The 21,582-nt window shown below is 29.4% G+C and carries 22 protein-coding genes and 2 pseudogenes; 6 read left to right on the plus strand and 18 right to left on the minus strand.

The features are described 5' to 3' along the window. The first annotated feature begins 262 nt into the window (after positions 1-262). Together KGF41_RS19900 and KGF41_RS19905 are read left to right on the plus strand one after the other, a co-directional pair. Positions 263-892 (plus strand): DUF3786 domain-containing protein, encoded by a 630-nt coding sequence (locus tag KGF41_RS19900; protein ID WP_227840954.1) that lies wholly within the window; start codon positions 263-265, stop codon positions 890-892. Between the two features lie 69 nt (positions 893-961). Beyond that, positions 962-1,798, plus strand: a complete 837-nt coding sequence (locus KGF41_RS19905) for a prenyltransferase (RefSeq protein ID WP_227857098.1) — start codon at positions 962-964, stop codon at positions 1,796-1,798. 91 nt (positions 1,799-1,889) lie between these two features. Here KGF41_RS19905 and KGF41_RS19910 read toward each other — a convergent pair whose 3' ends face one another. From KGF41_RS19910 to KGF41_RS19930, 5 genes are all read right to left on the minus strand, one after another. Further along, entirely contained in the window at positions 1,890-2,474 is a 585-nt protein-coding gene (locus KGF41_RS19910) for a DUF1062 domain-containing protein (RefSeq protein ID WP_227830366.1), read from the minus strand. 295 nt (positions 2,475-2,769) lie between these two features. Beyond that, positions 2,770-3,048 carry a CD3324 family protein gene (locus KGF41_RS19915; protein WP_227830365.1) on the minus strand — a complete coding sequence of 93 codons (279 nt, stop codon included), beginning with the start codon at positions 3,046-3,048 and terminating at the stop codon, positions 2,770-2,772. Between the two features lie 263 nt (positions 3,049-3,311). Beyond that, complete coding sequence (locus KGF41_RS19920; RefSeq protein WP_227830364.1) at positions 3,312-4,073, minus strand: epoxyqueuosine reductase; 762 nt, start codon at positions 4,071-4,073, stop codon at positions 3,312-3,314. A gap of 154 nt (positions 4,074-4,227) precedes the next feature. After that, the gene (locus KGF41_RS19925; RefSeq protein ID WP_227857099.1) at positions 4,228-5,982 is read right to left on the minus strand and encodes an exosporium glycoprotein BclB-related protein; all 1,755 of its coding nucleotides are present in this window, start codon (positions 5,980-5,982) and stop codon (positions 4,228-4,230) included. A 78-nt stretch (positions 5,983-6,060) separates the two neighbouring features. Next, positions 6,061-7,137, minus strand: coding sequence for a glycosyltransferase (locus KGF41_RS19930; RefSeq protein ID WP_227830362.1), 1,077 nt, complete (start codon positions 7,135-7,137; stop codon positions 6,061-6,063). Positions 7,138-7,416: 279 nt separating this feature from the next. Between KGF41_RS19930 and KGF41_RS19935 the strand changes: the two genes are divergently transcribed. Then, positions 7,417-7,908, plus strand: a complete 492-nt coding sequence (locus KGF41_RS19935) for a DUF2284 domain-containing protein (RefSeq protein WP_227830361.1) — start codon at positions 7,417-7,419, stop codon at positions 7,906-7,908. A gap of 239 nt (positions 7,909-8,147) precedes the next feature. On the opposite strand, the gene clpP is transcribed toward KGF41_RS19935, so the two are convergent. From clpP to KGF41_RS19975, 8 genes and pseudogenes are all read right to left on the minus strand, one after another. Beyond that, on the minus strand, positions 8,148-8,732 hold the full coding sequence (gene clpP / locus KGF41_RS19940) for an ATP-dependent Clp endopeptidase proteolytic subunit ClpP (protein WP_227830360.1): 585 nt from the start codon (positions 8,730-8,732) through the stop codon (positions 8,148-8,150). Next, complete coding sequence (locus tag KGF41_RS19945) at positions 8,729-9,211, minus strand: helix-turn-helix transcriptional regulator (RefSeq protein WP_227850898.1); 483 nt, start codon at positions 9,209-9,211, stop codon at positions 8,729-8,731. The genes clpP and KGF41_RS19945 overlap by 4 nt, the downstream gene beginning before the upstream one ends. A 134-nt stretch (positions 9,212-9,345) precedes the next feature. Beyond that, positions 9,346-9,789, minus strand: coding sequence for a DUF3021 family protein (locus tag KGF41_RS19950; protein WP_227843037.1), 444 nt, complete (start codon positions 9,787-9,789; stop codon positions 9,346-9,348). Between the two features lie 15 nt (positions 9,790-9,804). Further along, positions 9,805-10,026, minus strand: a pseudogene (locus KGF41_RS19955) (LytTR family DNA-binding domain-containing protein); the annotation flags it as partial. A gap of 12 nt (positions 10,027-10,038) precedes the next feature. Further along, on the minus strand, positions 10,039-10,242 hold the full coding sequence (locus KGF41_RS19960) for a hypothetical protein (protein WP_227857100.1): 204 nt from the start codon (positions 10,240-10,242) through the stop codon (positions 10,039-10,041). Positions 10,243-10,306: 64 nt separating this feature from the next. Beyond that, positions 10,307-11,158, minus strand: a complete 852-nt coding sequence (locus KGF41_RS19965; RefSeq protein WP_227857101.1) for an ABC transporter permease — start codon at positions 11,156-11,158, stop codon at positions 10,307-10,309. Continuing rightward, a complete protein-coding gene (locus KGF41_RS19970) occupies positions 11,151-11,903 on the minus strand; it encodes an ABC transporter ATP-binding protein (protein ID WP_227857102.1) in 753 nt (250 codons plus the stop codon). The genes KGF41_RS19965 and KGF41_RS19970 overlap by 8 nt, the downstream gene beginning before the upstream one ends. 148 nt (positions 11,904-12,051) lie before the next feature. Continuing rightward, positions 12,052-12,201: a hypothetical protein gene (locus KGF41_RS19975; protein ID WP_227830355.1), complete on the minus strand. Its 150-nt coding sequence runs from the start codon at positions 12,199-12,201 to the stop codon at positions 12,052-12,054. A 166-nt stretch (positions 12,202-12,367) separates the two neighbouring features. On the opposite strand from KGF41_RS19975, the gene KGF41_RS19980 reads away from it, so the two are divergent. Continuing rightward, complete coding sequence (locus KGF41_RS19980; RefSeq protein WP_227857103.1) at positions 12,368-13,036, plus strand: phenylalanine--tRNA ligase beta subunit-related protein; 669 nt, start codon at positions 12,368-12,370, stop codon at positions 13,034-13,036. A gap of 223 nt (positions 13,037-13,259) precedes the next feature. Here the strand turns inward: KGF41_RS19980 and KGF41_RS19985 are convergent, their stop codons facing one another. After that, positions 13,260-13,778: a nitroreductase family protein gene (locus KGF41_RS19985; protein ID WP_227830353.1), complete on the minus strand. Its 519-nt coding sequence runs from the start codon at positions 13,776-13,778 to the stop codon at positions 13,260-13,262. Between the two features lie 153 nt (positions 13,779-13,931). Between KGF41_RS19985 and KGF41_RS19990 the strand changes: the two genes are divergently transcribed. Next, entirely contained in the window at positions 13,932-14,255 is a 324-nt protein-coding gene (locus KGF41_RS19990; protein ID WP_227830352.1) for a winged helix-turn-helix transcriptional regulator, read from the plus strand. Between the two features lie 4 nt (positions 14,256-14,259). On the opposite strand, the gene KGF41_RS19995 is transcribed toward KGF41_RS19990, so the two are convergent. The 3 genes from KGF41_RS19995 to KGF41_RS20005 form a co-directional block, all read right to left on the minus strand. Then, positions 14,260-14,844, minus strand: coding sequence for a DJ-1/PfpI family protein (locus tag KGF41_RS19995; protein WP_227857104.1), 585 nt, complete (start codon positions 14,842-14,844; stop codon positions 14,260-14,262). A 71-nt stretch (positions 14,845-14,915) separates the two neighbouring features. After that, the gene (locus tag KGF41_RS20000; RefSeq protein WP_413906980.1) at positions 14,916-15,377 is read right to left on the minus strand and encodes an Lrp/AsnC family transcriptional regulator; all 462 of its coding nucleotides are present in this window, start codon (positions 15,375-15,377) and stop codon (positions 14,916-14,918) included. A gap of 364 nt (positions 15,378-15,741) precedes the next feature. Then, positions 15,742-18,621, minus strand: coding sequence for an EAL domain-containing protein (locus KGF41_RS20005; RefSeq protein WP_227830350.1), 2,880 nt, complete (start codon positions 18,619-18,621; stop codon positions 15,742-15,744). A 1,081-nt stretch (positions 18,622-19,702) separates the two neighbouring features. On the opposite strand from KGF41_RS20005, the gene KGF41_RS20010 reads away from it, so the two are divergent. Continuing rightward, the gene (locus KGF41_RS20010; RefSeq protein ID WP_227850903.1) at positions 19,703-21,241 is read left to right on the plus strand and encodes an ABC-F family ATP-binding cassette domain-containing protein; all 1,539 of its coding nucleotides are present in this window, start codon (positions 19,703-19,705) and stop codon (positions 21,239-21,241) included. Positions 21,242-21,418: 177 nt separating this feature from the next. Here the strand turns inward: KGF41_RS20010 and KGF41_RS20015 are convergent. Further along, positions 21,419-21,508 (minus strand): annotated as a pseudogene (locus KGF41_RS20015) (DNA-binding response regulator); the annotation flags it as partial. Between the last annotated feature and the right edge of the window lie 74 nt (positions 21,509-21,582).

Here is a 21,582-nt window from a genome sequence, read left to right on the forward strand (position 1 = left end):
TATAAGGTAGTAGTGGCGAAGACACCGTCCAAGTAGCTTGGCTTTGTAACCACCTATGATTCTATCGTTTAGATAGTGTTAAGTCGTTAGCCACCAAGAATCCCCTTGCTTTAGCTATGGGGAGTGTGTCAAATAGATTCCTTTAAATAACAAAATTTATTTATTAATTTGATATTGTAATATTCTAGATATATAATAAAATCAATAATAAGAAAATCTTTTACAAATATATACTTAGGTCTTTAAATCGGAGGAAAATATTATGGATAAAAATATTAAAACAAGTAATTATAATGTTCCATTTGATTATGCACGAAAAAAACTCAAAGAATTAGACCCTCATACAATTAGTAATTTAAGTAATATTGACTTTAATAGTGATTCAAGCAAATTTAATATTGATTTTTTTGGTAGACAGTATACGGTTGATTATCCAAGTGGAGAAGTTTGGAATAGTAATGGAAGTCTCTGTAAAAATTTCGAACTTAAGATTCTAATGCTTAGGTATTTGTGTAATGCTAAAGGTATACCTCTTACAAATAAATATATAACTTTTAAAGAAGTTCCTGGAGGTAATGTTTATTATCCTAACTTTCTAAATAGAACTCTAGCAAGACTTTCAGAAATCTTTACATCTCAAATAGATAAATATAAATTAGTCATGGAGAATATTGGAGCTGAAAAAATAAAAATGGGTGACCTAGCTTATAAGTTTACATACATAGGTAATACTTCTATGATATTTATACTTTGGCTTGGAGATGATGAATTTCCACCAAATTCAAATATATTATTTGACTCTAATATAATTTATTATTTTAATGCAGAAGACTTAGCAGTTGTTCCTGATACAGCTATAGATGCAATTTTGAATAAAGTAAATCAATTATAAGCATCAATACTATTATAATAAATTTTTTGATAAATTTAGTTAGAATCTAACATGAAATGGAGTTAAAAAATGAACGTAGAAAATCAATATTTATCAGATATAGAAGAGATATTGTCACACAGATATGATAATGGTGCAGACTATTGGGCTACACCTGACAAACGTTTAATGAAAGGTTCACCTTTCACCACACTAGATAGTGTACTTTATCTATTGGAATTGGGTATGAAACCTACTGATACTTTACTTAAAGAATGCGCTGACTTGATATTTAGCACATGGAGAGAAGATGGGCGTTTTAAATTATATCCAAAAGGAGGTATTTATCCCTGCCATACAGCTAATGCAACCAATGCACTTTGCCACATTGGATATGCTTCAGATGTTAGAATCGAAAAGACGTTTCAATACTTTTTAGATACTCAGTATACTGATGGTGGTTGGCGTTGCAATAAGTTCAGTTTTGGTAGAGGTCCAGAAACTGAGTACTCAAACCCACTTCCAACACTTAATATATTAGATGCATTCCGTTTTAGCGACTATTTAAATAAAGAATCAAAACTTGATAAGGCTGTAGATTTTTTACTTGAACATTGGACAATTAGAAAACCAATCGGACCTTGCCACTATGGAATTGGTACATTATTCATGCAAGTTGAATATCCTTTCCGCAATTACAATCTATTTCTTTATGTTTATGTTTTATCATTTTATAATCGTGCAAAGAAGGATAAGAGATTTCTAGAAGCATTAAAGATACTTGAATCTAAAATGCCAGATAATCAGATTGTTGTTGAGCGTGTAGTCCCAAAGCTATCCAAGTTATCTTTCTGTAAAAAAGGTAAGCCAAGTGTACTAGCTACAACACACTACTACGAGATATTAGAAAATCTAGAAAAAAGATAATGCTATTATACATAAATAAGTATAGCTTCTTTGTATTTTTAAAGCTGCTATACTTATTTAAAATGATGTTACATAAAACATATTAAACCGGCTAGTCTAACTGATTTAAATATTCTTGTTTACTCTTTCCAATTTGTAACACAATCTCATAATTTAATTTACTTCTCCTTAAGTCAACTCCAGATATACTTTTTATCATCCCACAGTCTAGCATGTCTTCAAAGACCTTTCGAGATAAGCCAAGCTTCTCACGTAATAATGTGGATACCTTTAATTGACATGGATACTTACTTGCAATATGAACTTGTGTAAGGTCATCAATACAAATATCTTGACCTACTATTTTATATTCTGGGATACCAACTTCCGCCCCATTTCTATGTAAAAGCCCAACATTCATAGCATATTGTTTAACAAGATTATAATCATTCGTATAAAATTGTTCTAATATTTCTGGATTTAAGTTTTTTGGATTAATACGAGAATATATGGTTGAATTCCATGTAGAATCACAATTTGAGCATTTATATATTAACCAAATATCTAAATACTTATGTTGAGCATTCACTCTAAATAAATCTGAACAAATATATTCAGTCTTTTTTCCACATTTTTTGCAGTACCTAATTACTGGCAATTGGGATTTATACTCAATCTCCCAAGTAATTTTTTGCATAAATACAATTTCCTTTCTATAATATTGCTAAAATAGAAAGTTGTGAAAAGGTGGAATATAATCAAGCATTTTTTTCAAAATAGTACCTCCTAATTTTTAATAAATTTTAATTTCAATTATATACTTATATAACAAATTATTTTCTCTTAATATAGACACTACCTCTGGATTTTATTATTATATAAGCTTCTGAAATTAATTAAATTATAGCATCCACTAAAAAAAAACTATACCTTAAACATTTTTAACAAAAGAAAATAAGCCAGTATAGCTATATAACTATACTGGCTTACATTTAAATATCTTTTCTTTTTTCTTGTAATATAATTCTTTGAATACTCTTCAAAGACAGATAATATTTTTCTGATAAATATTGCAAATCATGACCAACTTGATAATCTTCATAAATTTGCATATTTCTAATTGTTAAATCTTCACGAGTAGATGTATTACTTCCCCATTCTCTTTTATTGTTTGATTTTCTGGGAATATAAATACATTCTCCATCCACATATTCTTGTATCAATTCAAGTAATTCTTCTGGTAATACATGTATTGCTTTTTTATAGCTCATTTTGCTCTCCTATTAAACAGTAATTTTTTATTAGGAATAGCAAAGGGCTATCTGTATATTAAATTTTATAGTTGCAATAGCCCTTGCTATGCAAAAATAAAGATTAAATCAAGCATAAAGTCTCACCCCTCCTTATACCACAGCAATACATATAAGTCTATCAATAGCACAAATAGTTGTCAATCAACATAATTTCTTTATTTTTTATTTATATTTGTAGTTTATTACATATCAAATTAGAATTGTTAATTAACAGAAACTTTTTACATTGATGGGTTTATTACTGAACATGGAACTCCAACTATACATTTTCCACAGATATCACATCCACCTATATAAGAATATTTTTTCTCATTTATCATGCACATTTCATAACACTTATTTCTATCAAACCCATCTTCTTTTAAAGCTTCTTTCACACATTTACTTACACACTTTTTACAACTGTTATTATGTTTATACAAGCAGTATTCCTTTTCTGGTCTTTTAGTTGGTTCTAATTTTAAACTTGTGATTATACTTCCTACCCTTCCACAACATCCTTTTTCTGTAATAAGCATATTATTTAGACCAAAAGTTCCAAGACCTGCTATGAATGCTACATGTCTTTGTGACCAATCACTAATCAATTTATCATTGTCAAAATTATATGACCCAGGAATAGCGTAGGAGTCAAACCCCATGTTTCCTAGCTCTTCACATAAAAAAGTATTCAAGTCAGAAATCAATTTATTAGTTTCTATATAAGCTCTTGCCCAACTTTCTGAACATTCAAGCCCTCCAATATTACTATCATTTATGTTTTTATCAAAGGGTATAAAATATGTAATTATAGTCTTACCATCTTTCAAGAAGTCTTTTGGCATAGCATGAGATGTTCCTATAACTTTTTTTAACTGCTGAAACATTTCATCTTCAGCAGATGCATAGGCAAATAAAAGTTCTTGCCATTTTGAATTTACATTATTTGACTTATTGTAATCTTTTACAAAACGGTTCATTAATTCTTCAATTTTAGTTTTCATAATATCCCCCTAGACAATTCTATCTCTAATTTCATGTTATTATTTTATATTATATACCAGTACTCTATATTATGCTTTATCAATTGATATCAAAATAAAAAACTTCCAGCATCTAAATTAGATGCTGAAAGTCTATTTATTTCAATTATTTAATCTAACTAATTGAAATTCCTGCACTTGCATATCCTGCTACAGTATTAACTAATGAAAGACCTGAAGCTGATGCAGTAAATACTAATAGGAAACGAGTTTCTGCTGTTGCTGGTATGCTTAATCCTGTTGCTATTCCAGTGGAAATTGTTCCTACTGACAATAACCCTGTAAGTGGTGGAGCTAGTGTAACTGTTGCTCCTGGTACAGCTGTAAATGTATTATTTGGTGTAGTTGATTGGTAAAGTGTAGCTGTAATTGTAACTGTTGAACCAATAAGTGAAAGTGCTAATGTTGTACTAAAATATGCTGAAATAGATGTTATTGTTCCAGCTCTTGGCATTGAAAATGCAAAGTTAGTCAATGTTCCTGCTGGGTTTGTAAGATCTATTGTTCCACCAACTATACTTACACCTGGAGCTGAACTACCAAAACCAACAAATCCTGGTGTTCCTATTAATCCACCAGCTATAGTTGTAAGTGATAGTGGTATACCTGATGAAAAAGGTATTATTGCACTAGCTCCTGCTATTCCTGTTGCTCCTGTTGTTCCAGTTGCTCCTGTTGCTCCAGTCGCTCCTGTTGCCCCAGCTAATCCTGTTGCTCCTGTTGGACCTACTAATCCATCTGCTCCTGTTGGACCTGTTGCTCCTGTTGGGCCTGTTGCTCCATCTGCTCCTGTTGGGCCTGTTGCCCCTGTTGGACCTGTTACTCCTGTTGCTCCATCTGCTCCTGTATTTCCTGTTGCTCCTGTTGGACCTGGTACTCCATCTGCTCCTGTGTTTCCTGTTGCTCCTGTTGGGCCTGTTGCTCCATCTGCTCCTGTATTTCCTGTTGCTCCTGTTGGACCTGTTGGACCTGGTACTCCATCTGCTCCTGTGTTTCCTGTTGCTCCTGTTGAACCTACTAATCCATCTGCTCCTGTTGGACCTGTTGCTCCTGTCGCTCCTGTTGCTCCTGTTATTCCTACCCCTGTTGCTCCTGTATTTCCTGTTGGGCCTGTTGCTCCAGGTGTTCCTATTGGACCTGTTGGGCCTGTTGGGCCTGCCAATCCATCTGCTCCTGTATTTCCTGTTGCTCCTGTTGGGCCTGTTGGACCTGTTGCTCCATCTGCCCCTGTATTTCCTGTTGCTCCTGTTGGGCCTATCAATCCATTTGCTCCTGTTGGACCTGTTGGGCCTGTTGGGCCTGTTGTTCCAGGTGTTCCTGTTGCTCCTGTTGGACCTATTAGACCTGTTGCTCCTGTTGCTCCTACTCCTGTTGCTCCTGTTGGACCTGTTGGACCTGTTACTCCAAATCCTGTTGCTCCTGTTATCCCGGTTGGACCTGTTATTCCATTTGCTCCTGTTACTCCTGTTGGGCCTGTTGGGCCTGTTGGACCTGTTACTCCATCTGCTCCTGTATCTCCTGTTGCTCCTGTTGGACCTGTTACTCCAAATCCTGTTGCTCCTGTTGCTCCTGTTGGGCCTGCTGAACCTGTTGCTCCTGTTGGGCCTATTAACCCTGTTGCTCCTGTGTTTCCTGTTACTCCTGTGTTTCCTATTGTTCCTGTTGGACCCATTGGTCCGGTTGTACCTGTTGGGCCTGTGGGACCTGTTCTACCTCTGGGACCCATTGGACCTGTTGGACCTATACATGATGGTGGGCAACCATGATGACAGTCACAACTATTACAACTATCGCAACCGCTATTGCAATCACCATAATTGTTATCATGGTTATTACCATCAAATGGGCCAAAATATTTATTTTTACTCATTACTTAAAGCACCTCCTAATATATTTGAGCTTTCATGCTCTCTACATAATATGTCAAAATTAGTATTATTGTGACTTATTAATAACTTTTATATTTACTAAAATAATTTTCATTGTATAAAATAGCACTATCGTTAGGTTTGATTTCTTTTGCTTTTTCATGATAAGATATGGCTTTATCCATTTCTCCTAGTTTGTCATAGCATACACTTAATTGTATACACGGCAAGTATCCATAACAATCATTTGACTTAAATCCTCCATTAATGTCATTTTTATCTCTAGTTAACGCTACCTTATACCAAAAAATAGCTTCTTTATATCTTTGTCTATCAAACAAGTGCTTTCCTATATCACAGCAAACTTCTGCTCTTGGCTCATCAAATTCAAAGCTTCTAAATAAAGAATATAAGGCACTTTTTTCATCATTAATTAAGTAATAGCATGTGGCTAAATCTCTGCAAGCACTTATACAGTCCTCAATCCACCCTTTTGAAGAGTCTAAAAACTTAGTAAAACCTTCTATAGCGTCTTTATACCTTGCATTGTAATACAATTCTCTTGAGTAATAAAACTGATGTCTTGGCTCCAATATCCTACCTTCTGAAATCATTTTTTCAAAAATTCTGAGATTTCTTAAAGGGTCCTGTCTGTGAAGTTTTTTATGTGATATTGCAATGTCAGAATAAAATATTTCTCCAACAAGAGGTATTACTTCATGAATAGGGTCAACCCATTTATAATTAGAACTTCTCTTAAATAAGCGTTCTCTATAATATGATAAAGTTGGTTTTCCGTTTTCATCAAATGATACATTATATTTTGCCATGACCATATCAATAGAAGTATCTAAATTTTCCTTAACTTTTGATAATTCTTTTCTATCATCTTCTAAAATTATGTCATCTGCATCAAGCCACATTATATAGTCTTTAGAAGCTTTAGAAAATGAAAAATTTCTCGCAACAGAGAAATCATCTATCCATTCGAAATCGTACACCATGTCCGTATATTTTGAAACTATTTCTTTTGTGGAATCTGTAGAACCAGTATCTACAACTATAATTTCATCTACTATATCCTTTACACACTCTAAACATCTGCCTATAACTTCTTCCTCATTTTTAACAATCATGCACAAACTTATTGTAATCATAATGTACAACTCCTTTGTCTTTTATATATTACAGACATAAGTAATATATGGTATTTCCTCTTATTTTGTTATTGAAAGTTAGAAAATTTTTAACGACAAAAAATCAGTAGGTAAGTTTATTTATCATGTATATTTATAGTTCATTTTTATTGAATTCATAATTTAAATACTTCGATTTGATTGATATGTATTTTTGCGTTACCATAAGTATAAGAATATGTAAAATTTAATCATTCATACAATATAAAAAATTAAACTATTTTTGGTAGGAGGTAAATTATGAAAAAATACTTTGAAATGTTAAAATCCAGTGGAGCTGATATTGCAGTTTCAATAGACCCTAAAACGATTGTCACAGCGGCATGGACAATTTATAAGTGTCAGTTTGGTTGTAATACATATGGTCATAGTCATTGTTGTCCGCCCAACACTCCAACTTATCAACAGACACAAGCAATAATAGATTGTTACAGAAAAGCTATTTTATTTCGATGTCACAAAATGAGTATTGTTACTCCTCTAGCTGTTGAAATAGCAAGAGAACTTTTTTTAGATGGATACTATAAAGCAATTGCTTTTGGAAGTGGTCCTTGTACAAAGTGTGCCAAATGTAATCCTGATACTTGTAGTTTTCCTAACAAGACTGCTCCATCAATGGAAGCATGTGGTATTGATGTTTTTGCTACAGTAAGGTCAAATGGACTTGAAATAAATACTTTGCGAGAAAAGGGAGAAATTCAAAATCACTTTGGTTTATTATTAGTTGATTAAAAAAATTAATATTTTCTACTCAGCTTAACCAGTGTGGTCTATAAGTTATAATACCATTACAACCACATTGGTTAATATCTCTAGAAAATATCTAAACTTGTATGTAAAATTACTATTTATTAATCATTTACTTGCCATTTTAAAAACTTCTTTTTTAAACAAAAAATAACCATGTTTATTTAAACATGATTATTTTAATATTAGTTATATACTATATATTAAGCTTTTAAAAGAGTACTCTACTCTCTTTTCTCCATTATACAATCAATTAATCCGTATTCTTTAGCTTCCAGTGCAGACATAAAATTATCTCTATCTGTATCTATTCTAATATCTTCTATTGATTTTCCAGTATTCTCAGAAAGAATTCTATCTAATTTTTCCTTTTTTCTCAATATATTATCTACTGCTATTTTTACATCTGTTGCTTGCCCTTTAACACCACCCATAGGTTGATGTATCATAATCTCTGCATTAGGTAGGGCATATCTTTTTCCTTTTGTACCTCCAGCAAGTAAAAAGGCGCTCATACTTGCAGCCATACCAATACAAATAGTTGATACATCACATCTGACATAGTTCATAGTATCGTATATAGCAAACCCTGATGTTACAACCCCTCCTGGGCTATTTATATATATAGTTATATCTGCATCTGGGTCTTCTGATTCTAAGAATAGTAATTGAGCTACTACCAAACTTGCAATAGCATCATTAATTTCTTCCCCTATAAATATAATTCTATCTTTTAATAGTTTTGAATATATATCATAAGACCTTTCACCTTGACCTGTCTGTTCAATCACATGTGGTACTAAATTCATGCTACTTTCACCTCACAATTAATATTAAAGTTGAGATAAGAATTGATTTCATCTCTTCTTCGTTCATAATTAATACTTGTATAAGAAATACACTCTACATTTTGGATTTGATGATTTGAATTTAAAACAAATCTTTGTTGAATAGGATAAAATTCATCTTTACTTCTATATATTTGTGGAGATTCTTTATATAAAGTTTTAAATGCTAATGTGAAAGACTGGTGTGTAGCATATCCAACTGTAAGAGCTATATCTATAATGTATTTATCTGTAAATACAAGTTGTCTAGCTGCTTCAGTAAGTCTCCTTCTTTTAATGTATTGATGTATAGTACATCCCACAATATTTGTAAACATTCTGTGTAAATGATATTTTGAATAACTAGCAACATCAGCTATTTTATCTAGATTTAGATTTTCTGTAAGATGTTCTTCTATATAATCAATGATTTCCATAATCACATCTGTATTTGTTTTCAACCTCATCATCTCCTTTTAAGTATTATAACTCATACAAGAATTTTCTTCTTAATATAAATTGCTATCTTAAATAAATGACTTGTATAAAAACTTAATTAATAATAAATTTACAATTTGTTGAATTACTTTAGCTATCATTTATTAATTTTATTTTTCCTATATTCTTTCAGACCTTTATTTAATAAAATAGATTCTTTCTTATCTCTTTTACAAGTAGCAAGTGTTATACAAAGATAGATAATAAATATAGATAGTGCTATAAACAGAGCTTGAAAAATATGCCCACTATCAATCCAATTACTTTTAAATGAAAACCACATAACAAAAACAAACAGAAAAATCATATGAATTACTTGACGAATTAGTAACTCTTTTCTACCTAGTTCTCGTTTTGAATAAAAAATTAATGTGGATAGAGATGTTACCAATGCAATTAATAAAATCTGTTGGAAAATACTTATACTAAATGTCTCGTCAGGGCTAAATAATAGACAAGAAGTAAAAACAGATATTAAAACTCCTGTAGTTATCATACAAAAATAACGAACTACATTCTTTAGTATATTTATTAAATTCATATTCAATCAACTCCTTTATATCCTTAGTTTTTTCTTCAATATTGGTACATATTGACGTGAAATAATTGTCTTTTCACCATTATCTAGTATTACTTCAAATCTACCATTAAACGCTGGTACAATTGAGTCTATTTTTGTAAGATTTAATATTACAGACTTGGATATTCTAAGAAAATCACTATTAAAAAAAATTTCCTCAATCTGATAAAGCTTCTTCTTAAACTCATAAACATCATTTTTACAATAAAGTTAAGTATGATTATCTACAGATTCGAAGTAATAAACATCTAAAGGATTGATACGATAGAGTTGTTCATTTTTATATGCTATAAGAGACTCTCTTTGCATCCTGATGTTAAAAATCAATTTAAGCATTTCATCATCAAGATTTCTGCATCTTATGATAATTTCATCCTCTTCTCCATCTAATGGAGTTTCAATTACTACTTTCACTCTAACACATCCTTTCTTTTGATTTCTATAAAAAGACTATACTGTATTTTCCTACTATTAATTTCTAGCTTTCTTTTCTTGATACCATAAGTATAGTAACAAAATAAAAGACTATTGCAGAAATAACTAGAAACATAATATGAATTGAAGTTTCATGCAAACTGCCAATACCACCAAATGTTACTCCCATATGTTCATTAAATACAGTCAATACATTTGTTGAATCCACAAATGTTACTTTTGATGGAGACTCCGTAATAATTTGTCTAAGTAATACAGTCCCATGTGAAATTGGAAATAACTTTATAATGGTTTGTACTGCTTGAGGTAAGCTTCCAATAGGTATATAAATTCCTGTCAAGAATCCAATAAGAGTACCTATAATCGTAGAAGCAGTTGCAAATGTATCTATGCTATTTAACAAATTTACAATAAAAAATATCATTGCACTAGATGATAAAACTGTTAATAATATTACACCAATGACCTTTATAATAGAAAGCATAGGTAAAAATTGTCCCCCACTTAATACAATATATATCTCTGCAAGTATAAATGTAAATATACTCATAATTACACCAATTAAATATGAACTTAAAATATATCCTCCTACCAGCTCTCTCATCTTAACAGGCGAACAATAAAAATCTTTGGTTCTTTTTAATTCCTTATCCAATACTGTAACTCCAAATGAACCCATTGTTGTAGTTACAGAAACAACAGAAATAATTCCTGCCATTGCCCAACTATTCATTAATATATCTATGTCTTTAATATTTGGATAACCTTCCTTCAAATTTTCTCCTAAAAAAATAACATATATAGCGATTACAATTATTGCACCTAAAAAAGATGAAAATACGCCTCTTTTATTTCTTAAAAAAATCATTATATTTCTTTGTGCTATATTAAACATTTTTTTCACCTCTATTTCTAACTATATTCAAAAATACATCATCTAAATTATTTGCTTTGTATTTATATTTTAGTTCATGAGGTGAACCTTTTGCTGTTATAACACCATAATCAAGCATTACAATATAATCAGCTTTTGAAGCCTCCTCCATATAATGGGTTGTAAGAACTATAGAAAAACCATATTGTTTTTGTAATTTTAATATAGTATCCCATACACATTTTCTAGCTTCTGGGTCAAGCCCTGTTGTAGGCTCATCTAGAAACAGTATTTTAGGAGTATTTAAAAGAGCTCTTGCTATATCAGCCCTACGCTTTTGACCTCCAGACAATTTACCATATGGTCTATCTATAAATTCCATAGCTCCTACAGATAAAGCAGATTCATGCACAATTTGTCTTACTTTATCTTTATTCTTAATATAAAATTTTGCACGAATTGTAAGATTCTCTCTTACTGTCAAGAGTGGGTCTAGTATACTTTCTTGAAATACTACTCCAATTTTTTCTTTAATCTTATTATCCTCTACACCTAACTTATGCCCATCTATAATCACTTCTCCACTATCATAATTCAATAATGTACAAAGAATATCAATTGTTGTAGATTTTCCAGCACCATTAGCTCCCAGTAATGCAAACAAATTACCTTCCTCTACATAAAAATCAATCCCTTTCACAGCTTTAAAAGCATCATAGCTTTTTTGCAAATTAATTACTTCTATTATCTTATTCATCCATTTCATCTACCTTCCTTAATTGATGATTTCAGAATACAATAAGTAATTTGTCCACACAATACAATTAGAAGTATGTAGTATAAATGAATATGTGAGTTGTAAAAAAACTAAAGTAAAATACATACCTAAAAATAAGCTATTGTAAAAACATTCCCTATACATCTTGATTTGTATGTATTATTTTGCTAAGTATTCTTACTCCCTGTTCAATTTCATCAAAAATAAGATGAGCATATCCTAGGACAACTTCATGGTCATATTCTACTTTACTCTCAATTGCATATTGCTGTACAGGATAAATCATAAATTTGTCTTGATAATGATATGTCACTATTTCTATTAATTGTAATCCATATTTTAATACCTCCAAAAGTGGTTCTATAAAATTACTATAAAAATGGAACTACAAAATCCACTTTTTACTTGCTAAGATTATACCATAAAACAAAAAATAAAAAGGAGTCTAAATTATGTTAGAAATATCAAGTAGAGTAAAAGAAATTTATCCCAATATTAAATTTGGAGTTATGATTGTAAATATGACCTATTCAACGCCTAATGAAGAAAATTTTTTACTTCTTAAAACCTCTGAAATTGAAAATATTATTGCACAAAATCCTGAATACAATCGTAAAGAAAAGATTAAAACAGAACCTCTTTCCAACTACATAAAGTATTATAAAAAATTTAAGAAAACTTATCCTGTATTACTTCAACTAGAATCCCTTTTACTAAAATCAAAAGGTATTCCAAATGTAAGTCTACCTATTCAAGCAATGTTTTTAGCAGAATTAAAAAATCTTCTTCTAACAGCAGGACATGACCTTGATAAAATAGAATCACCTTTAAAAATAGATTTAGCAAATGAAAATGAACATTTTTATGGTATAGGAGAAAGAGAGCAAACTCTAACAAGAGACGATTTATTTTTATCAGATAACCTTGGTATACTATCTAGTATTCTTAATGGACCAGATAATCGTACAAAGATTACAAAAGAAACTAAAAATATTCTATACTTTGTATATGGCCCTGATGGAGTTTCTGAAAAACAAATTTATGACCACCTAAGCGATATAAAAGATTATATTTTAAGTGGTTTTCCAGACTCGAAAATTGATTTAATTGATGTATTTTAATTAATATCGATGTATTTTTATTAATATAATGAAAATTTAAGTTTAGTGGATATTCAAAGTATTAGTAGGTATTCTAAGTAATTAAAATAGTGAAGTATACATCATTGTTCAATCAGATATATACTTCACTAAAATTAATTTTATATAAGCATTAACTTTTTATAGAACTTTATTTAAAAAAATAACTCATTATACATCTCATATAGATAACTTACTTTTATATCTAAAGAGTTTCATAAGAAACAATTTCATTTAAAGGAAGACGAGTTTTATCATGTCTATTTGGGCTTTCTGGTGTTCCAGCCTCATATCCTATTAGTAATATGTTTACTGGTTCAAGATTATCTGACAAATTAAATTCTTCTTTAATTACATCTGGATTAAAATAACATACCCATACACTCGCTAACCCAAGTTCAGTTGCTTGTAACATCATGTGGTCGGTGATTATACTTGTATCAATATCTGTAAGTTGTTTACCATCAAAAGGTCTTGTCCAAACTTTATCCTTATCTCCACATACGATAATTGCTAATGGTGCATCATATATATTTGCAGCCTTAGAAACTTTATTAAGACCCTTTTTTTCTTGTATTACAATTAATCTTTGAGGCTGACGATTACCCCCTGTTGGAGCTATCCTAGCAACTTCTAAAATTTTATCTAGTTTTTCTTTTTCAACCTTTTTATCCTGATAATTACGACAAGAATATCTTTTTTTGGCGATTTCAACAAAATTCATTTATTTCCCCCCTATCATTTTATTGGGCTAAGTTGATGATTTATTTAACCTATGCTATAATCTTATCACTATAATTATATATTACAATAATGCACTTTTTTGTAACATAGTACCAAAAAGGGTACTTCAAAATATATTGAGAGGTCTAAAAAAATGAAAAAATGTTCAAGTAATTACAGTTGTCCTATAGAAGCAACACTTGCATTGATTGGTGGTAAATATAAAACACTTATCCTTTGGCATCTTAAAGATACCACATTAAGATTTAATGAACTTAGAAAATTAATTACTAAAGCAACTCCTAAAATGCTAACTCAACAATTACGTGAATTAGAAACAGATGGTTTTATTATAAGAGTTGTTTATCCTGTTGTACCTCCAAAAGTGGAATATTCATTATCCGATTTTGGAAAAAGCATTATTCCTATTTTAGATGTTATGTGTGATTGGGGTTCTGATTACTTAAATAAACTTTAATTTATTATAATTTAAATCCCATAGCTAATTTTACAACTTCCATATGTTCCTTAGATGTCAACATTTCTAAAAGCTTAAAAGCTACATGTGGTGCGGTTTCTGGACAATATGAAGTTATAATATTTCTATCTACAACAATTGGCTCATTGACTACATTTACATCAAATTCACTTAACTGTTTTTGTCTTTGACCATCTTTTAAATGATATGTAGTAGCTTTACGATTTTTTAAAACACCGCTTTTACCAACAGATAAAGCTGCTACACAAATAGTAGCAATTATCTTTTCCTTTGTATCAAACTCTCTTATTAAGTTTAAAAAAGATGTATCATATGCTTCATCATAAAATCCAAACTCTTCAAATCCTCCAGGAATAGCTAAAGCATCATAATCATCTACACATATTTCATCTATTGTTTTGTCAACTAATACTGGAACATTAAATGTGCTTACAACTTGCTTTTTAAATCCACCAGTTACTACATCTATATCGTAATCATAATCATTTCTAGCCCATCCCATAACATCTACAAATACGCTAAATTCCATAGTTTCAAAACCTTTTGCTAAAAAAACTAAAACTTTCATATTGTATTTTCCTCCTAAAAATATGTAATAAAGTAGGTATTAATATAATCACCATTTAAGTCTATGCTCATCTAAAAAATATCTTTGATTGTATTAATTTCCTCTTTAATTGTTGATAAAACAATGGTTGTATTGGCTTTCTGGATTCCTCTGATTTTTTTCAAAGTTATTGCTATAAATTCTTCAAGTTCATTTGTATCCTCTGCTAATACTTTTATTAAATAATCATATTCTCCTGAAATGTGATGACATTCTAATACAATGTCATACTCCAATATAGTCTTCTTAAACTCTTCTATACTTTTAGATAAATCTGTATTGATAAATATGAAAGCTAAAAGTTTATATTTTGTTTTTTCTCGATTGATTTGAATAGTATACTTTTGAATTATATTTGACTGTTCAATTTTCTTTATACGCTCTGAAACTGCTGGTATTGATAGATTAACTTGTCTACTTATTTCAGAAGTTGAGGCTCTACTGTTCTTTTTTAGAGAATTAATTATTTTTAAATCTATCTCGTCTATATCTATTCACCTCCTTAATTATTTAGTATAATTTTAGCTAATAATTTAAAATAAGTAAATAATTTAAATTATTTCAATAAAATTTAATGAAAATTAATACTTATCATTAAATTTTTAAACTAATTAAATATAACATACATAATACACTTAAAATATTTAAACTAAATTAATGTTAGTATTTTTATTGTATATCAACTCAATTTTCTAAGTGTAAAGCTAATACTCTTCAAATTATTATTTTATAGTAACAAACTTTTTTATTTTATAAAAAAAGTAATGATTATAATTTATATATTTATAAAATTACAATCATTACTTAGTAATTAATATTAGATGTATTTCTCTACATACATATATTATATATATTCTTTTATATACCTTTAAATTTATCTACGTTTTTAAGAAATGTATCTTTTGGCATAGGCTTTGCATACAAATAACCTTGTGCATAATAACAATCAATACTCATTAAAAATTCTGCTTGTTCTATCCTCTCAACCCCCTCACAAATTACCTCTAATCCCAAGTCATTTGCCATCTCAACTACTTTACTAATAATCTTACCTACTTTACCTTTTCCTTCAGAATTATCTAAGAGAGATTTATCTATTTTAAGAATATCTACAGAAACTTGATTTAGAAGATGTAATGAAGAATATCCAGAACCAAAATCGTCAACAGAAATTAAAAAACCAAGCTCCTTAATCTCATTTATCATATCATTTGATATACTATCATTTTCAAATAGACTTTCAGTTATCTCAAGTTCAATTACACTTTTAGGTATATCATATTTAGCAAGCAAATTTTGTAATCTATTTATATAATCTTTTTTCTGAAAATGTACTCTTGATTGATTTACAGAGATTGAAATGGGTTTAACTCCAGAATCTATCCAAAACCTTGTCAACTTACATACTTCTTCTAACACAAAAAAATCAACATCTATAATTCCACCACTCTTTTCAAGTATAGGAATAAATTCTCCTGGAATCATAAATCCAAGTTCTTTATGATTCCACCTAACAAGTGCTTCTGCACCAATAATGTTATTTGTTCTCATATCAAACTTAGGTTGATAATAAACCTGAAATTCATTATGTTCTAATGCATAATCTATTCTATCAACAATCTCTTTTTCTTTGTTAAGACTTTCTCTGAGAGATTCATCAAAATATATAATAGATGAATTACTTCTTTTTGCTTTTCTTCTAGCAATTTCAGCATAATCAATAGCTTTTGTAATAACAATGTCTTCATCTTTGATAATATATACTCCAAAGTTTGCCTTTACTTTAATGCCAAGCCCCTTAACTTCAAAGTATGAAGTACTTTTACTTATATCAATAAGAGTTAATTCCAAATCTTTTTTTAAATCATAAGGTAAAAGTAAAAGAAAATGGTCCGCTTTTACATGAGCTATTAATGCCCTGTCTCCAATAACTCTATTCAAAACTGATGCAATTTCTTTTATAATCATATCTCCAGAATCTCTACCATAATTTTCATTTATGATAGCAAACTTAGATATATCAAAAGCAATTAATGCATAAAATTTTTCTCTATGCTTTTCTAGAACTCGTGGTGCTTGTTCTTCAAATCCATTGTAATTCCAAACTCCATTCTCTATATCTTTAAATGCCAAATTAAAAATATGAGTGGAATGTCTTTTGTTGATTGCAATAACATAAGAAAGTACTGCTATTATAACTAAAAAGAAACAAAAAGAAATTAAAACTGTTTGAACTGGATGCTGATGAATATACTGTGATAAACTAATTTTATAGTCTTGAAAAATTGTATGCTTTGCAATAATTTCTGAATACTCATCTTTATTAAGTGCATTTATTCTCTTATCCAAAATGGAATATAATGTTGGATTTATATTTTTTCCAACACCTAAAGATATATTAGTTTTATAATCATTAACTAGAATTGCTTTTAAATTATTATAATCTTTTTGTATATAGTCTTCAGCAGAATATGTATTTACAAATGCAGCATCTGCATCTCCACTTTTCACTGCATTTATAGCTTTTTCTTCAGATTTATATCTTTGAATGTTGATACCTTTATAGTGTTCTTTGAGATACTCATCATTGAATGTATCGCTCTCAGCAACAGCTATATTATCAAATTTAGTATTTTTGTAATTTTTAGTTATCATGCTATAGTTCAATGTCATATAAGGAGATGTAATCTTAATTCCATTCTGCTCTGCCCATCCATAATCTGAATTAAAAAAACATATAACATCTGCCTTCCCCTCTTTTACCATATCAATCGATTCTTTATATGAATTAGCTTTTACATAATCTATACTTAATCCAAGATCTTTTACAATTAAATTAAATATATCTGGTACAATACCTTTAAGTCCACCTGTATCTAAATATGATAATGGATAGGAGTTTGGCATACTTACTACACGTATATTATTATTTCTTTTTAAGTAATCTCTTTCTTCCCTAGAAAGAATAGATGTATCTTTATTACTAGACTGATAGTACTTACTATATAAATTAAACTTATATGCCGGATTATCCATTTCAATATCTTCTAAAGCTTCATTTACCTCTTGTAACAGTTCATTATTGCCTTTTTTTACAATACAATAAAATGGAGATGGAGAAAATTGCGCAATTACGTTTTCGTTTTTGACTTTTCTCAAACTACTAGTTAATATTGCATCTACTTTTTCACTTTTTAATGCATTTTCCAATTCTTCCTGATTTTTAAAATATTTAGATGTGTAATTAAATCCTTTTTCATTTGCAAATTTCTTTAAATGTTCATTTCTACTATTTCCATAAAGTAGTCCAACCTTTATTCCATTAAAATTTTTATAATCATTTGGTGTATACTTTGAGTTTCCGCTTTTTACTGTAAGTCGTGCATAACTACTTCCCATAGGTACTTCTGAAAAATCAAATTTCTCAGCACGTTCTTTTGTATATTGTGCAGAAGTAAGTAAGTCAATCTGTCCATTTTCTAACATAGTTTGACACTCTTCCCATGTACCAGATACATATTCATATGTCCAACCAGTATGCTTTGCAATCTCATGAAGATATTCATATCCATACCCATTTCTATTTCCATTTTTATCATAATCATGATATCCTTCAAAATCAAAAAAACCTACTTTTATAACACGACTTTCTGTCTTTGCAAGTGATTGTATTGGAAAACACATAAATATCATACAATTAATTAAAAATATGATGAAAATCAGTCTCTTAATTGACACAAACTTTAGCCCCCCCCCTCATATAAAATCTTCTCTCAAATTATTTATAATCATTCTAATAATAAATTACTTAGATTTATATCATGCATAAACTTATCATTACACTTAATACTAAAAAAATATATGTTTATCTAAGAATAAATAAACATATATTTTTAGTGATTACTCTGAAAGTATAACTTTATATAGTCATTATATATTTTTATTTATTATAATTATATAAATATCTTAGCATACCATTGAAAGTTCAACAATACTACACCTTTGATTTTATAAGTTGCAATATTTTATGAATATACTTTGCACTGACAAAACAGGAACTTTGACTCAAGATAAAGTAATCTTAGAATACTCTCTTGATATTCATGGAAACTAACACTTTTAACAACAATCGGAATTACAATTGGGACTATTATACCTTATACACCATTTGGAAATGCTATTGGTATGATTCCACTTACAAATATTTACTTTATCGGGTTGATTTTTACTATCTTATCTTATATGGTATTAGTAACTATGTTAAAAAAAATCTTTGCAAAAAAATATGGAGAATTGCTATAATTTAAACCTATTGTATTATAAAAGTTGTCATGTAAAAATATCTTTTATATTGACTATGATTAAGTATTATGATACCATGATTTAAGCTATAATTAGTGATATATGTATTAAATTAAATAAGAAAAAATCAAAAGTACAATAGTACAATTTAAATATAAATGAATTAGAATTAATATTGAGATTAGGATGTGAACAATTATGATTTATATAAAATTAGTTAAACTTGTTAGAAAACTTAACTCTACACAAATGTATACGATGAAGCGTTGTGTAGAGGTTAATCTGGAAGCTTAAAGCTTCTATCTTCATCGGCAAATATAGGTTTAGTGTAGTTTTTTAACTATGCTTATTTAAATTTACCTATTTGCCGATAGATATATAGATTTTACGGCCATAGATAGCAATGCTTATCTATGGCCTTTTGTTTTTCCAAAAGCAGAGGTCGGCATTTTATAATGCTATTCCTCTGCTTTTTTTATTTTCATAAAATTTTTATAGTAAAAAAGGAGTTTGAATTATGAGTTTATTAAAAGTAAATAATTTATCACAATGTTTTATGGATAAATCACTGTACGAAAAAGCTGACTTTGATTTATTCAAAGGCGAACATATAGGTGTGGTTGGCCAAAATGGTGTAGGTAAAAGCACCTTAATTAAAATTTTATTAGGAGAAGTTATCCCTGATACAGGAGAGATTAAGTGGCAACCTAATATTAAAATAGGTCATCTGGACCAATATGCAGATATTAATAGAGATACAACAATATCTCTGTATTTGCACACTGCATTTGAAGACCTCTATACAATAGAAAAAGAAATGAATTTGCTATATCAGGAAAGTGCTATATCTGGAAATGAGCAACAACTTATTAAGGCATCAACTTATCAAGAGCAATTAATAGCAAGTGATTTCTACTCTATAGACAATGAAATAAATAGGGTAGCAAATGGTCTTGGACTAGATTCAATAGGAATGAATCGTATTATTGGGGAACTTAGTGGAGGTCAAAGAGCAAAAGTAATTATGGCAAAATTATTACTTTCTAATTATGAAGTTTTATTATTAGATGAACCAACAAATTTTTTAGACAAAGAACATGTTGAATGGCTTGCCAATTATCTAAATACATTTAGAGGTGCATTTATTGTAGTCTCACATGATTTTGACTTTCTAGAAAAAATCTCCACAGGTATTCTCGATATAGAATTTGGAATGATTAAAAAGTATCATGGAAAGTACTCAGAATTTCTTAAACAAAAATCACACTTAAGGGAGGATTATATTAGAAAATATCAAGCACAACAAAAGAAAATAGAAAAAGAAGAAACATTTATACGTAAAAATAAAGCTGGTGTAAATTCAAAAATTGCAAGAGGAAGACAGAAACAATTGGATAGAATAGAAAGAATAGCTCCTCCTAACTTTACAGGAAAACCGTGTATCCAATTTGCAGAAATTGAAATGTCTGTACAAAACTCACTTACAGTAACTAATCTTGAAGTTGGATACTATTATCCATTACTTCCAAAATTAAATTTTTCTGTTAATGCAGGTCAAAAAATAGTTATAACTGGATTCAATGGAATTGGTAAATCCACTTTGCTAAAAACATTGGTTAAAGATATTCCTTGTATTTCTGGAAACTTCATCTTCTCAGAGCAGATAAAAATTGGTTATTATGAACAGGATTTAAAATGGGAAAATCCTACTAAAACACCACTTCAAATAATGGCAGATAAGTATCCAAAATTAAGTACAAAAGAAATCAGACGCTCTTTAGCCAAGTGTGGTGTAAAAGAAGAACATGTTTCAAGAAGTGTTTCCACTCTAAGTGGAGGTGAACAGTCTAAAGTTAAATTATGTTGTATGATGCTATCCCCTTGTAATTTCTTGATTTTAGACGAACCAACTAACCACTTTGATGCAGAAACAAAAGATGCTTTACAAAATGCTTTGAAACAATTTAAAGGAAGTATTATTTTGGTTTCTCACGAAGAAAAGTTTTATAAAGGTTGGATTGACAAGGTATTTAATATAGAAAAACAATTGATATAAATTCCTATACTATTAGGAGATATTATGTTTATTGACAATACTAATTATTAATTATTTTTAATATTTCAGTATCTCTTGTATTTGTTATATTTGAGACTATAAATATTTTACTAAAGTATAAATATATTAATAGGCACTCATAAATGGGTGCCTAAAAAACAACTACTAGAATTCAGTCTAATCAACTCTATTCACAAGCTTATATCCAAGCCCTTTGACTGTTATAAGTATTTTAGGATTTGAAGGATTATCTTCAATCTTTTCTCGTGAACTACCATCCACTTAACTACCTACGGTAATGTTTGAAGTGGTGGCTTCTTGGTCAAGATAACTATTGTTAT

Source organism: Clostridioides sp. ZZV14-6150 (assembly GCF_020657875.1).
Lineage (GTDB): Bacteria > Bacillota > Clostridia > Peptostreptococcales > Peptostreptococcaceae > Clostridioides.

Bases quoted from the DNA above. Each gene is read 5' to 3' on its own strand.
- KGF41_RS19900 (WP_227840954.1), top strand. From the start codon at position 263: ATGGATAAAAATATTAAAACAAGTAATTATAATGTTCCATTTGATTAT.
- KGF41_RS19905 (WP_227857098.1), top strand. From the start codon at position 962: ATGAACGTAGAAAATCAATATTTATCAGATATAGAAGAGATATTGTCA.
- KGF41_RS19910 (WP_227830366.1), bottom strand. From the start codon at position 2,474: ATGCAAAAAATTACTTGGGAGATTGAGTATAAATCCCAATTGCCAGTA.
- KGF41_RS19915 (WP_227830365.1), bottom strand. From the start codon at position 3,048: ATGAGCTATAAAAAAGCAATACATGTATTACCAGAAGAATTACTTGAA.
- KGF41_RS19920 (WP_227830364.1), bottom strand. From the start codon at position 4,073: ATGAAAACTAAAATTGAAGAATTAATGAACCGTTTTGTAAAAGATTAC.
- KGF41_RS19925 (WP_227857099.1), bottom strand. From the start codon at position 5,982: ATGAGTAAAAATAAATATTTTGGCCCATTTGATGGTAATAACCATGAT.
- KGF41_RS19930 (WP_227830362.1), bottom strand. From the start codon at position 7,137: ATGATTACAATAAGTTTGTGCATGATTGTTAAAAATGAGGAAGAAGTT.
- KGF41_RS19935 (WP_227830361.1), top strand. From the start codon at position 7,417: ATGAAAAAATACTTTGAAATGTTAAAATCCAGTGGAGCTGATATTGCA.
- clpP (WP_227830360.1), bottom strand. From the start codon at position 8,732: ATGAATTTAGTACCACATGTGATTGAACAGACAGGTCAAGGTGAAAGG.
- KGF41_RS19950 (WP_227843037.1), bottom strand. From the start codon at position 9,789: ATGAATTTAATAAATATACTAAAGAATGTAGTTCGTTATTTTTGTATG.
- KGF41_RS19965 (WP_227857101.1), bottom strand. From the start codon at position 11,158: ATGTTTAATATAGCACAAAGAAATATAATGATTTTTTTAAGAAATAAA.
- KGF41_RS19970 (WP_227857102.1), bottom strand. From the start codon at position 11,903: ATGAAATGGATGAATAAGATAATAGAAGTAATTAATTTGCAAAAAAGC.
- KGF41_RS19975 (WP_227830355.1), bottom strand. From the start codon at position 12,201: ATGATTTATCCTGTACAGCAATATGCAATTGAGAGTAAAGTAGAATAT.
- KGF41_RS19980 (WP_227857103.1), top strand. From the start codon at position 12,368: ATGTTAGAAATATCAAGTAGAGTAAAAGAAATTTATCCCAATATTAAA.
- KGF41_RS19985 (WP_227830353.1), bottom strand. From the start codon at position 13,778: ATGAATTTTGTTGAAATCGCCAAAAAAAGATATTCTTGTCGTAATTAT.
- KGF41_RS19990 (WP_227830352.1), top strand. From the start codon at position 13,932: ATGAAAAAATGTTCAAGTAATTACAGTTGTCCTATAGAAGCAACACTT.
- KGF41_RS19995 (WP_227857104.1), bottom strand. From the start codon at position 14,844: ATGAAAGTTTTAGTTTTTTTAGCAAAAGGTTTTGAAACTATGGAATTT.
- KGF41_RS20010 (WP_227850903.1), top strand. From the start codon at position 19,703: ATGAGTTTATTAAAAGTAAATAATTTATCACAATGTTTTATGGATAAA.